General features: G+C 39.5%; 11 protein-coding genes. 3 read left to right on the top strand and 8 right to left on the bottom strand.

Features of this window, described 5'->3' with window-relative positions:
- Positions 1 to 86: 86 nt before the first annotated feature.
- Positions 87 to 2,315, bottom strand: coding sequence for a tetratricopeptide repeat-containing hybrid sensor histidine kinase/response regulator (locus ACEXOE_RS16245; RefSeq protein WP_394749893.1), 2,229 nt, complete (start codon positions 2,313 to 2,315; stop codon positions 87 to 89).
- Positions 2,316 to 2,607: 292 nt separating this feature from the next.
- Here ACEXOE_RS16245 and ACEXOE_RS16240 point away from each other — a divergent pair, with 292 nt between their 5' ends.
- Both ACEXOE_RS16240 and ACEXOE_RS16235 read left to right on the top strand, forming a co-directional pair.
- On the top strand, positions 2,608 to 3,540 hold the full coding sequence (locus ACEXOE_RS16240) for a peptidylprolyl isomerase (protein ID WP_394749892.1): 933 nt from the start codon (positions 2,608 to 2,610) through the stop codon (positions 3,538 to 3,540).
- A gap of 215 nt (positions 3,541 to 3,755) precedes the next feature.
- Positions 3,756 to 5,279 (top strand): S8 family peptidase, encoded by a 1,524-nt coding sequence (locus ACEXOE_RS16235; protein WP_394749891.1) that lies wholly within the window; start codon positions 3,756 to 3,758, stop codon positions 5,277 to 5,279.
- Positions 5,280 to 5,922: 643 nt separating this feature from the next.
- On the opposite strand, the gene ACEXOE_RS16230 is transcribed toward ACEXOE_RS16235, so the two are convergent.
- Positions 5,923 to 6,114 (bottom strand): cold-shock protein, encoded by a 192-nt coding sequence (locus tag ACEXOE_RS16230; protein ID WP_394749890.1) that lies wholly within the window; start codon positions 6,112 to 6,114, stop codon positions 5,923 to 5,925.
- Between the two features lie 93 nt (positions 6,115 to 6,207).
- Positions 6,208 to 6,846, bottom strand: coding sequence for a peroxiredoxin (locus ACEXOE_RS16225; RefSeq protein WP_394749889.1), 639 nt, complete (start codon positions 6,844 to 6,846; stop codon positions 6,208 to 6,210).
- A 172-nt stretch (positions 6,847 to 7,018) separates the two neighbouring features.
- On the opposite strand from ACEXOE_RS16225, the gene ACEXOE_RS16220 reads away from it, so the two are divergent.
- Positions 7,019 to 7,564 (top strand): YfiT family bacillithiol transferase, encoded by a 546-nt coding sequence (locus tag ACEXOE_RS16220; protein ID WP_394749888.1) that lies wholly within the window; start codon positions 7,019 to 7,021, stop codon positions 7,562 to 7,564.
- Between the two features lie 11 nt (positions 7,565 to 7,575).
- Here ACEXOE_RS16220 and ACEXOE_RS16215 read toward each other — a convergent pair whose 3' ends face one another.
- The 5 genes from ACEXOE_RS16215 to ACEXOE_RS16195 form a co-directional block, all read right to left on the bottom strand.
- Complete coding sequence (locus tag ACEXOE_RS16215) at positions 7,576 to 8,112, bottom strand: GNAT family N-acetyltransferase (protein ID WP_394749887.1); 537 nt, start codon at positions 8,110 to 8,112, stop codon at positions 7,576 to 7,578.
- A 12-nt stretch (positions 8,113 to 8,124) separates the two neighbouring features.
- A complete protein-coding gene (locus tag ACEXOE_RS16210; RefSeq protein WP_394749886.1) occupies positions 8,125 to 8,445 on the bottom strand; it encodes a cupin domain-containing protein in 321 nt (106 codons plus the stop codon).
- A 23-nt stretch (positions 8,446 to 8,468) separates the two neighbouring features.
- Complete coding sequence (locus tag ACEXOE_RS16205) at positions 8,469 to 9,023, bottom strand: thioredoxin family protein (RefSeq protein WP_394749885.1); 555 nt, start codon at positions 9,021 to 9,023, stop codon at positions 8,469 to 8,471.
- Between the two features lie 34 nt (positions 9,024 to 9,057).
- Positions 9,058 to 11,580 (bottom strand): M14 family zinc carboxypeptidase, encoded by a 2,523-nt coding sequence (locus ACEXOE_RS16200; RefSeq protein ID WP_394749884.1) that lies wholly within the window; start codon positions 11,578 to 11,580, stop codon positions 9,058 to 9,060.
- Positions 11,581 to 11,664: 84 nt separating this feature from the next.
- Positions 11,665 to 12,051: a PUR family DNA/RNA-binding protein gene (locus ACEXOE_RS16195; RefSeq protein WP_394749883.1), complete on the bottom strand. Its 387-nt coding sequence runs from the start codon at positions 12,049 to 12,051 to the stop codon at positions 11,665 to 11,667.
- Positions 12,052 to 12,099 lie beyond the last annotated feature (48 nt).

The following is a 12,099-nucleotide window of genomic DNA, read 5'->3' as shown; positions in this document are numbered from 1 at the left end:
ACGACAAATGTTTAATAGGATGATTTTGAGATGTATAGATATTACCATTGTTTATCCTAAGGATGAATTGGAGACAGAATCCGTAATTATATCTTAATGGTCTGCACAAAGTTGCGTTTCAAGGTATCCAGGAATACATTAACGTCATAAGGTTTAATGACAACATCATTGATGCCCGTAGTGTAGATATTGCGCTTAATTTTTTCCAAATCTATAGCGGTCAAGGCAATGATAGGTGTTTTGATATTGGCTTTGCGTATCAGTGCCGTGGCGTCCAAGCCATTCATCACCGGCATATTAATATCCATTAAAATAAGGTCAAACACCTCTTTTTGGACAATGTCTACCGCTTTTTTTCCATTATCTACAATAGAACAGACATATCCGTTTCTTTCCAAGATCTTTCTTGTGACCAATTGGTTGATACGGTTATCGTCTACTACCAAAATATGACTGCCCGCAATGGCTTTATCAATTTTGTCTTCGGACTCCACAATACGGTGATCTTCTGGGGACGAAATCGCATATTCAATAGAAAATTTGAAGGTAGTACCCGTATCCGGGCTACTTTCCAACACAATATCTGCCTTATGTAAGTCCAATAATTTTTTCACAATGGCCAGTCCTAGACCAGTTCCCGCAAAATTGGTTTTATTGGTATCCTGTGTGAATTCGTCGAAAATGGTCTTTTGCTTTTCTTCGGAAATTCCAATCCCGGTATCCGAAATGCGGAAATTTAAACCAACATATCCACCGCTGATTATCTTTTGGGTCACTTCAATAGTGATGGTACCTTCCTCCGTAAATTTACAGGCATTCCCAATCAGGTTCATTAATATCTGAGATAGTTTTACGCGATCTCCCATAATAAAAGTGGGAATGTCTTCATCAATGATGATGTCAAAGGTATTGTTGTTTTGGGATCGCATGAATTCAAAGGAATTCACAATATTGGAAATTAATATTCTGGGCTGAAAGGGATGATGTTCCAATTTTTTATCCTTGGTGGCATCCAACTTGTTCAAATGCAATAGGTCATTGATCAGCGCCAAGAGATAATCCGCAGAGAATTTTAAAGAGTTAATATCTTCACTGTGTTTTTTGAGCTTGATATCTTCCATTAAAATAGAAGAAATTCCAATAATTCCGTAAAGGGGTGTCCGCAATTCATGACTGATGGTCGATAAGAATTTGCTCTTTACTTTGGATAATTCTTCCGTTTTTTGCTTAGCAATGAGATATTGCTTGTTTTTTTCTCGCAGCGTTGCCACCAATTCTTTTCTTTTGCGAACGGAAATAAGTAGAATAATGATAAAGGTGGATAATATGAGCGAAGCGAATATCACGATGTAAAGGAAAATCTTACTTCTTTCCGCAGTTTGCCGATTCAGCTCGTTTTCCAAATTCTTGGCCTTTAGCTCTTGCTTAAATTGATCTACATTCATCTTGGAAGTGACCGCTTCTAGAGCCTTGGCTTTTTCTATTTCAAATTTTTCGTCCTTAAGGATATCATATTTTTGCCGTACGTAATGCAATTGCTCGTAGTCTTTCTTGAGAATAAGAGCTTCCATATAGTATTTATAGGTATCATGGGTACCATCTACATAATTCGCGTTTTCGGATCGGGCAATATTCTCTTTAAAGATAGCGATGGCATCATCGGGCTTGTTTTTAAGCAAGTAAAGTCGACCTTTGAGAAGATGATAAGCGGCGATCAGGAGGGCGCCGAATTCATTATCGGCAATGAGTTTCGTTAAGGTATCAATATGTGCCTCCGCGTTATTGGTATCTTTTTTATTGAGGTAAATTTCCGCCACATTATTGTGAACTACAAAAGCACTTCGCGCATTGCCTTGTTTCCTGATCAAGGGGATAGCCATTTTATAATAGTATAGGGCTTTATCGTTCTGTTGCTGTACAATATAAAGATTCCCTAAATCTATGGTGGCATTGGCAATGATAATGGAATCTTTGATCAACTTGGCCTCTTGTAGATTTTTCTGGAGCACTTTTTTAGCACGCACCGTATCGTTCATTCGTGCAAACGTATTTCCGATATAGCGGGAAACGACCAAAGCGCGGTTTTGATCTCCAACTTTTTGTGCTAGGGACAGGGCAGTATCTCCATAGTTGAGGAGAATGGCAAAATTGTTTTTATAAAATTCCTGTCGCATTCTACGTTCCAAGCTATCGAGTAAAACATTGATCTCAGTGGCCGTAGAATCCTTGGAAATCTTGGGTAATCCCGTGATGGTCTGTGCCTTGAGCAATGTCGTCCATAGCAATAAAAAAAGTACGAATAATCTTAAATGCATCTGGAGTAGGTTTGGAATGGTTTAGTTGGGGCAATAGGCCAGCAAGCCCATATTTCTTGGGTGTGAAGGAATGTTGTAACAAAAAAATAGAACCATTTCATAAATCGGGCACTGCTATTTTGTACTACTTTAACGCAGATATATAGAAATTCTTATGTGGTTTTGAAATTACTCTCCCCATAAGTCAATTTTAACAAAAACAAGACTCCCTTTCCCGTTTTTTTACTTTGCCAAGCCGAAGTAAAAAACAAACAAAAATCCATACCTTTGCAGCTCATTTAAAACAAGCATTATGCAAGATGGAATCTATGCTAAATTCAATACCTCCAAAGGGGAGATTTTAGTAAAACTGACACATGATAAAACCCCTGGTACGGTAGGTAATTTTGTGGCCTTGGCCGAAGGGAATTTGGAAAATACGCAAAAACCTCAGGGAACACCTTATTATAATGGCCTTAAATTTCATAGGGTTATTCCAGATTTTATGATTCAAGGCGGATGTCCTTTGGGAACGGGAACGGGAGATGCAGGATATAAGTTTGATGATGAATTCCACCCAGAACTCAAGCATTCAGCGCCTGGGGTATTGTCCATGGCCAATGCAGGTCCTGGAACCAATGGGAGTCAATTTTTCATTACCCATGTCCCCACACCATGGTTAGATAATAAACATACGGTCTTTGGACACGTTGCCGAAGGGCAGGAGGTCGTAGATGCCATTGCCCAGAATGATCTTATCGATTCCTTGGAAATTGTACGTGTGGGAAGTGAGGCGGAAAATTGGAATGCAGTGGAAGCTTTCCGTACATTTGAAGGTTCTAGAGAAAAACGTTTGGCCGAAGAAAAAGCAAGACAAGAAGCGGCATTGGATAAGATTGCAGCGGGATTCGAAGCTACGGAAAGTGGTTTACGATATAAAATCATTCAAAAAGGAAGTGGGGCAAAAGCCGAAAAAGGACAGAAGGTTTCCGTGCATTATGAAGGAGCATTGCCCGATGGACAGGTTTTTGATTCTTCCTTTAAAAGAAATCAGCCCATTGATTTTCAATTGGGAGTAGGGCAGGTCATTCCAGGATGGGATGAAGGCATTGCTTTACTACAAGTAGGAGATAAGGCCCGTTTTGTAATTCCTTCCAACTTAGCCTATGGAAGTGCTGGAGCCGGAGGAGTGATACCACCAAATGCCACGTTGATTTTTGACGTTGAATTGATGGGGGTGCAATAACAAATCCCTATACTGTATATTAAAAATGCTTTTCCATTTTGGGAAAGCATTTTTTTTGTGCTGGATTATGGCAAATGCGATTATAGGATCTCCATAGCCCAATGATAAGTACGAGATTATTTTAAACAAAATTTTATCGAATTCTTATAAAAGGCATCGTTTTTTTGTGAAATAATAAATATATTTAACTTTTATTTAACCAAAAAACCTAATTTATGAGAAGAATTTTACTACAGGGGTTATGTTTTATAATGCTGTGGAACCTTTCCTGTTCGGAAGACGCCCTAGATGCTGAATTAAATCCGGAAACGGAAATTGAAACTGGCGCTCAAAGCCTTCTGAGTAAAGAAGAGATTAACCAGACCATAGAGAAAAGTATACGTACTACAGGCGATTTTAATTGGAATGATGCTTCTGATCAACTACTTTGGAGTGCCGTGATTCAAGGTAATAATATCCTCACCGTGGGATATGGGAATGGTGAAGGGGATTTTTCCAATAAGAATACTAGTACCCATCAATTGGCAAGAAAGGAGCTTGTACAATTGGTTACCGGAAGCGAATATGAAGAAGGAAATCAACAAAAGCAGGAGTCCGAGGATATTTTAATTCATGATGATGAATTTCTTACGGTAATGGACTTTAAGGTGACCAAATTAGAGACCATAATTGCATTGCGAAAAAATAGTGACTTACGTTATCTTGAGCCTGCTGGATATCAATACTTTCAGGAGGGTACTACCAACAAAGGTGGCGGATCGGGATGTGGATTGGAAGGAGAAAATTTGGAAACGGCTGATTTTACTACCATATCGCCCAATGCGAGGATGCCGTGGAATTTTCCCTTACATCGCATCAATAATGCATGGAGCTTTAGTACAGGAAGAGGTATTACCATTGGCGTAGTCGATACGGGCATTTCTCCCAATCAATCTTTATTGGGAAGTAGTTTTAACAATGGGTTCTCTTCTGGGAGAAGAGTGGAACGCTTTGGAACGTATATCAATTCCCCCTGGCCTTGGTCCAGAAAAACGGATGGACCCAATGATCAATGTGGTCATGGCACAAGTATGACTGCTGCGGCCACTGCCCCTAGAAATGATAGGGGACTGCCTGTAGGTGTAGCTTATAATGCTAATTTAATTAGTTATAGAGCTGCAAAGAATGTGGTTCTCGATGGATATCAGGAGCAACGTGGTGTGGCCAGGGCAATTACGGCTCTAGGCAACCGGGCCGATGTAAAGATCATTTCCATGTCTATGGGACATATTTTTTCGGTAAACCGTATTAAAGATGCCATTCGTTTTGCCCACGGTCGTGGAAAATTAATTTTCTGCGCAGGAGGGACATCTACTTCTTTTACCAATTTTGTAGGAGTTATTTTTCCCGCATCCATGAGTGAAACTGTTGCAGTGACCGGGATCGAAGAAGGAGCAGGTTATGATGAATGCGATGCTTGCCACAAAGGAAGAAAAATTGACTTTACAGTGATTATGGAACGTTCAAATAACAATCATATCCCTGTTTTAGGGCATGCGAATGGGGCTTCGGACTATGTGGGGGGATCTTCTGTAGCAACGGCCACTACTGCAGGGATAGCTGCTTTGGTATGGGCTAAGCATCCCAATTGGAGCCGGGATGATGTGCTTAACAAGCTAAAAACTTCGGCAGAACTATACCCCAATAGGAGTAGGGATTATGGATGGGGAAATATAGATGCGCTCAAGGCGGTACAATAGCACAACACTAAAATAAAAAAATATAAAGGCCTTGGAAGCAAGGCCTTTTTCAATGCTTTTTTAGAATTTCCAGCAGGGGCAATCATCACAAAAATATTCATGACTAATAAAACCAAGAAGATGCTAAAAAAAGAGACCATAAGTACTCGTTAAAATGGTAATGTATTGGTTATGCAATGGTACTTCTATGAACACTAAAATGAACCGTGTTTCTAATAATGGAACAACAAGATTGCCTTCAACCCTACTTTTTTAACATTTAAATGCTTACCGTATGATATTCCTGCGACTTTCTTTTCTTAAGATAAGAACGAGATTCAGGGACAGTAATAAAAATAGGAGGCTTAAGAATGTGGTCATATCGGTTTGTTTTGGGAAAAAATGTCCTTTTATGGTATAGACGACTATTTGGGAAAAGGGTTGCGTAAGATTTTACGAATAAATAATGAAGGAAGAAAAAAGAAGCTTTTTTAGTTTGTAAATACTTTATTAACAGATAATTACAATATTTTAAAAAGTATTCCTTTTTTTAAAATTTAATTTTATCAAAAGCGATGTCGATTTTTTTATCTGTAGATAAAAAAAAGCCCTGACCAGATGGTCAAGGCTTTTGTGTCTTTAAAAAGATATAATAACCTGCTAGTTAAAGTACTTTAACGTTTACTGCGTTCAATCCTTTTTTTCCTTGTTGTAGTTCAAATTCTACTGCGTCACCTTCACGAATTTCATCGATCAATCCTGATACATGTACAAAATGTTCCTCGTTCGATCCGTCTTCGGTGATGAAACCATATCCTTTGGAATCATTGAAGAATTTTACTGTTCCTTTACTCATTAGTATAAATATAAAAAATTAATTAGGCACAAAGGTAGTGTTTAATTCTTAAACCACTCTTTTTAACCATGTTTTCTTTATGTTAACTAATGTTTAAGCCGTAGGATCTGGTGTCAACCTTAGGTAAGGCTTTATTTCTTCTACTCCTTTTGGGAAAATTTCTTTAGCATCTTCTGTCGCAATGGCAGGACTAACAACAACATCCTGTCCGTGTTCCCAATTGGCTGGAGTAGCTACCTTGTGATATGCTGTCAATTGCAAGGAATCAATAACACGAAGTAATTCATAGAAATTACGTCCCGTAGATGCCGGATAGGTAAGCATTAATTTTATGGTCCGATCTGGCGCGATAATATATACGGAACGTACGGTAAGCGTATTATCGGCTTTTGGGTGGATCATATCATACAAATCCGAAACTTTTTTATCTTCATCCGCAACTATCGGAAAATTAACCGTAGTCTGCTGCGTCTCATTGATATCCTTGATCCATTCCTTGTGCGATTCGGCACCATCCACACTCAATGCAATCATTTTTACATTCCTTTTGGCAAACTCCTCTTTGAATTTCGCTGCAGTACCCAATTCGGTAGTACATACCGGGGTGAAATCTGCGGGATGGGAAAATAAAATTCCCCAGCCTTCTCCTAGATAGTCATATAAATTTATGGTTCCAATGGAACTGTCTGCTGTAAAATCTGGCGCTGTATCGCCCAATCGTAAAGTTGCCATATGTCTTTTTTTAAGTGTATTAATTGTTTTACCCTCCAAAAATAAGGGGGTTTTACAAAATTAATGCCTTTGGGAAATTATGGGGTTTTTAAAGGTTAAAACTGTATTAAAATTTAAAGGGATTTCCTTTTTTAAGAAAGCGGATCCATAGAAACTTTAGTATCTTTAACCTATGGAAAATGCTACTTTGGAACAACTACGTTATCCAATTGGGAAATTTGAATCCCCTGAAACGATTACGGATAATCAGATTAAAGAATGGATCGCTATTTTAGAGGAATTACCACAAAAAGTTCGGGATGTAGTGTCCCACTTGTCCGAAGATCAGTTGGAGACCCCGTATAGACCAGAAGGTTGGACGATACGACAGCTGGTTCATCATATTGCAGATAGCCATCATCACAGTTATATCCGCTTTAAATGGGCACTTACGGAAGATAAACCTGTGATAAAGCCCTATGAGGAAAAAGGATGGTCCAATTTGTTCGATGCACGCACGGCTCCCATACAATTATCCCTGGATCACTTAAAAGTGGTGCATGCCAAACTGGTATATTTTTTAAAAGGTTTGAGTGCGGAGGAGTTGAAAAATGAATTTATTCATCCCGAAGGAAATACGGTGGTTAGTTTGGCAGAAAATATTGGAAAATATGCCTGGCATGGAAGTCATCATTATGCACATATTGAAGGCGTATTAAAAAGGAAGGGGTGGAAATGAAGCCAGCTTGTTCAATTCGATGAAATTTCTATGGGCAAAAGCAATTGATACATATCTCTTTCGCTGTCTAGGGCCGATGGCAAATCCAAAGAGGTACTGCCCACAACTTTGAATCCATTTTTAAGATAAAAAAAATAAGCAGGTCCCTTTTTCATGGTATCCAGCCATATGATTTTTTTGCCGTAATCCAATGCCTTTGATTTTATAAAGTCCAGTGTAGCACTGCCAATTCCTTTTCCCGAATATTCATGGAGGATATAAATTTTTTGCACCAGCAAAGCTTCTTTGTCGGAGTAGTTCTGAAACGGGCAATGAACGATCAATTTTAGAATGCCTACGGGCCTGTCCCCATAATGAATCATATAGTGGGCATTCGTACTATCCTTTAGTTCTTTGTGAAGTACTTCTTCTGTAAAACTGCTTAAAATATAGGGAGAGGAGTCCTGATTTTTCCAAAGGTGAAGATAGTGTTGATTGTAGGCCGCTGTACCCACTTCAATATAGATGGGAATCGTAGCTGCATTCAAGGGAACAACAGAAACTTTCATCGTAAAAATTTATTAGGGTTTCTCACCACCTTCAGGACCATAAAAAATAACCCATGTACTGAAATCAGGAGAAAAGTTTTCAAAACGATGCGGTATTCCTGCAGGGACGAATAAAAAATCTCCCGGAGCAAAGTTTGTTCGAATACCATTATTTAGAAATTCCCCGGTGCCCGCAATGATGACGTATACTTCATCTCGACTATGGGGTTGCTGCAAATCCACTCCCTTCGGTTTGTAAATTTCAATAGAGAGACTGCCATGGGTGAACAATTCCAGAAAAGGGGAATCTTGTTGTCCCAATTGTTGCAAGGCTTCTTTTTTGTCAATTTTCATACATCTTTTTATTCAAAAAGAAATTATTTCCATTTAATATTACAGCCTATACTGGGCTTTTGCTCGTTGGAAACTGGAGTGCCATGGAGGAGGGCATCCATGGCCTTGCGCAAATCCATACCCGTAACGGGAATTCCATTTCCGGGCCTGGAATCGTCCAATTGCCCTCTATAGACCAAAGTCAAATCTTTATCGAATAAATAAAAATCTGGCGTACAGGCGGCATCGTAACTTCGTGCCACTTCCTGTGTTTCGTCGTAGAGGTAGGGAAAGGTATACCCTTCTTGCTGTGCCACTTCTTTCATGAGGTGTGGTGCATCTTGAGGATAATTTTCAACATCATTACTAGAGATGGCAATAACACCAATTCCCTGTTCCTGATAGGTTTTGGCAAGTGATGAAAATTCAGGATTTATATGGATTACAAAAGGGCAGTGATTACAAATAAAAGCCACTAAGGTGCCTTTTTCTCCCTTAAGGTGGGATAGCGTTTTTAGGGTGTCATCCACGGTATCAAGAAGGTTGAAATCCGGGGCTTTGGTGCCCAGGGCCAACATATTGCTCGGTGTTCTTGCCATAGTATTGTTTTATTGATGAAATCTAAAATTTTTACTACATGATTTGACTAAAGAATATGGCATTCATTAGGAGTTTATTGGTGCCGTACCAAAAGGCTCTGAAATTGGTGTTGTCCGTAAATGCAATGACTCTTCCTCTTCCCATACGACGCACTTGAAAGGGAACACTGTTTTTGATTAAGGACAAATTCTCTTCCGAGATATAACCGCTCAGCAATGGGTCATTGGTGTATTGTATAGGATTGTTATAACTGTTCTTATCGGGTTTAATATAAATATTGGTATTCCTGAATAGCGGCAAACGCGTATTTTTATACCCATAATTAATAGGGTGGGAGCGATCTAGTTTGGCTTCAAAAATGGCCCCTCCCGTAACCTGGGCTCCCGTAAAATCGGAACGTTGGTCAAAGGCGATATCTTTAGCTACCAAAGTGTCTTTTTTGAAGGCCAATTTCATAAAATCGTTCCGGTTGAACCACTCCACGGCATTTCTGTATCCAATCACAGTACCCCCATCGCGTACCCATTCCTTTATTTTCTTTGTGGCATTACTATTTAAGGCACCTCCGAAGGAGTTGGGGATGATCAAAGTGGTGTAACGATCAAGGTTGGTTCTATTGAAATATTCGGTGTCGATCTTTGTAATTTTCATATCGTATCGCTGATCGAACAAATGCCAAATTTCCCCCGCATCATAAGAGGTAACGCCACTTCCTACCAAAATAGCAACTTCCCGCTTTCGGATAGGGTCAAAGTCATTACTCCCAAGATCAATGCCTTGGGCGAGACCGGTACCCACCGTACGCATATCAATATTGCTCTCCTCCGCAACCTGCTCCAGAAAACGGTGTAATTCCGTAGCATTTAATTTTTGATTTTGCACAGGAATCATAATAGTTCCATAATCATAAGTTCTGCCTTCTACGGAAAAAGGCGATTTGGCGACTTTAGCCCGTAAACCTTTGTTTAGAATTTTGTTCAAGGCTTTAGGCGTGTAATATTCATTCCATTCAAATAAGTAAGCATAATTGCTCTGTTTTTCAATACTCCCTTTTGGGGCCTCAAAGGCTGTAATTTCTGAACCTGCATTTGCGAGGGAATTTACTTCGGTATAATCTAGATTAAAGGCAAGCGGAAAGGTCCAGGCAGAAATATCGTAAAACAGGCTATCCGTAAACCTGGTACGTTTCTCAAACATGGCTTTGATCAAGCGGTGATTTTTTTGGTTCATGGGAACCACATAGCTATTTCCCTTTTTATAGGATTTTCCACTTAAGGTAACATCTTTGGCCAATTCATGGAATTTTATCTGATGTCGATTTAGAATTTCAGCCAGATGCCATGTCTTGGCCTCATCCTTGGCATCACCAAATACGATGGCCTTTGTTTTGCTTTTAGAAGCTTCATTTTTAGCATTTTTATAAAAAGTGCGCTGATAGTTGAGTATTTTGGTGCGCATGTTCTTAGCAGCGGCAATAGTAGACAAGGCCGTAGTAAATTGATTTCTTATCGTAAAAGGAAAAGTAAGAATACCGTTTTCACTTTCTTGAATATGCCCTCTGGAACTGGCCTGCTCAAATAAAATACCAATACTTCCATTGACATCGGGGAAAGTAGAACCCTTGCCATAGTAGTAATCATCATAGCGCTCTTCCGAATAGTATAAAGAACCAATTTTATTTAGGGCATCAACATGATAGGTGCCTATCTCTGCTGTCAATTCCTGATTAATTTTTGGGGTTAAAGGATGTACTCTGGTGGGTTCCCCAGGTTGAAAAAAGAAGGTTGAATTGGTCCCCATCTCATGATGATCGGTGAGAATGTTGGGGAGCCATTTGTGAAAGGAAGCAATTCTGGCCCGGCTTTCAGGGAGTTGTACAGGAAGCCAATCCCGATTCATATCAAACCAGTAATGATTGGTACGCCCTCCAGGCCATACCTCGTGATATTCCCGATCGTTCCCATCGGGATTTAGATTTTTGGCCTTGTTGGTATTGGCCCAATAGGCAAAACGCTGTAGGCCATCGGGATTATAACAGGGATCCATTAGGATAACCATTTCATCTAGCATGGCCTCTATTTCAGGACCTTGGGCCGCTGCTAAATAGTAGGCATAGGCCAAGCCCGCATTGGCTCCGCTGGGTTCGTTCCCGTGAATGGAAAATCCTTGATACACCACAATGGGCATTTCGTTGACATTGGCGTTGCTCCCCTCGCTTTCGGAAAGTGCCAAATGCGCCCTTCGTATCCCTTCTAAATTTTGATGATTTTTTGGGGAAGTAACCGTTAGTAACAAAATAGGCCTTCCTTCAAAGGTGGTCCCGCGATTTTCTATGCTGATACGGTCACTGGCTTTGGCCAGCGTTTGCATATAGAACATAAGTTTGTCATGAGTTACGTGCCATTCTCCTATTTCATGTCCTATAACCGATTTTGGCGTGGGTATTGCAGCATCGTATGCTACATTCTGAGGAAGATAATAGTTTAGGTCAAACGCTTGTTGGCCTTGGACAGATTGTACAATGATCAAAGCGAAAATCGCAAGAATTTTTTTCATTTTAATTGGAATTAGTCAGTCTATAAAAATAAAAAACGACCCTCAATTGGCAAGGGTCGTTTAGGCATATTTTAAGTACTTCGATTAAATGTCGTCAAAATCAACATCCGTAAAAGTATTCGTAGTAGCATCTTTGGTGGTATTTTCACTGGAAGAAGCAATATCCTCTTCTCTCTTGAAATCTCTTTGATGACGTTCAGAGATGACTTCAAGCCCTTTTTCGTCAATAATATAGTTCATCATTTCATCCAGATTATCCTTAAAGGCATGAAAGTCTTCTTTATACAAGTAAATCTTATGTTTCTTGTAATGGAAAGAACCATCATCATGGGTAAATTTTTTGCTTTCAGTTATCGTCAGATAGTAATCACCTGCTTTAGTACTCCTCACATCAAAAAAGTAAGTCCTCCTTCCAGCTCTCAAAACCTTGGAATAAATTTCTTCCTGGTCCATTATTTCTTTTTCACTCATTTCATCTAATTTTATAGTTGTCCTAATTAACTATTATTCTATCAAAAG

This window comes from Spongiimicrobium salis (assembly GCF_043678055.1).
GTDB lineage: Bacteria > Bacteroidota > Bacteroidia > Flavobacteriales > Flavobacteriaceae > Spongiimicrobium > Spongiimicrobium salis.
The sequence above is the reverse complement of the archived record's forward strand: the minus strand, read 5'-3'. Positions and strand labels throughout refer to the sequence as shown.

Coding starts and splice junctions, on each gene's coding strand:
- ACEXOE_RS16245 (WP_394749893.1), bottom strand. CDS start 2,315: ATGCATTTAAGATTATTCGTACTTTTTTTATTGCTATGGACGACATTG.
- ACEXOE_RS16240 (WP_394749892.1), top strand. CDS start 2,608: ATGCAAGATGGAATCTATGCTAAATTCAATACCTCCAAAGGGGAGATT.
- ACEXOE_RS16235 (WP_394749891.1), top strand. CDS start 3,756: ATGAGAAGAATTTTACTACAGGGGTTATGTTTTATAATGCTGTGGAAC.
- ACEXOE_RS16230 (WP_394749890.1), bottom strand. CDS start 6,114: ATGAGTAAAGGAACAGTAAAATTCTTCAATGATTCCAAAGGATATGGT.
- ACEXOE_RS16225 (WP_394749889.1), bottom strand. CDS start 6,846: ATGGCAACTTTACGATTGGGCGATACAGCGCCAGATTTTACAGCAGAC.
- ACEXOE_RS16220 (WP_394749888.1), top strand. CDS start 7,019: ATGGAAAATGCTACTTTGGAACAACTACGTTATCCAATTGGGAAATTT.
- ACEXOE_RS16215 (WP_394749887.1), bottom strand. CDS start 8,112: ATGAAAGTTTCTGTTGTTCCCTTGAATGCAGCTACGATTCCCATCTAT.
- ACEXOE_RS16210 (WP_394749886.1), bottom strand. CDS start 8,445: ATGAAAATTGACAAAAAAGAAGCCTTGCAACAATTGGGACAACAAGAT.
- ACEXOE_RS16205 (WP_394749885.1), bottom strand. CDS start 9,023: ATGGCAAGAACACCGAGCAATATGTTGGCCCTGGGCACCAAAGCCCCG.
- ACEXOE_RS16200 (WP_394749884.1), bottom strand. CDS start 11,580: ATGAAAAAAATTCTTGCGATTTTCGCTTTGATCATTGTACAATCTGTC.
- ACEXOE_RS16195 (WP_394749883.1), bottom strand. CDS start 12,051: ATGAGTGAAAAAGAAATAATGGACCAGGAAGAAATTTATTCCAAGGTT.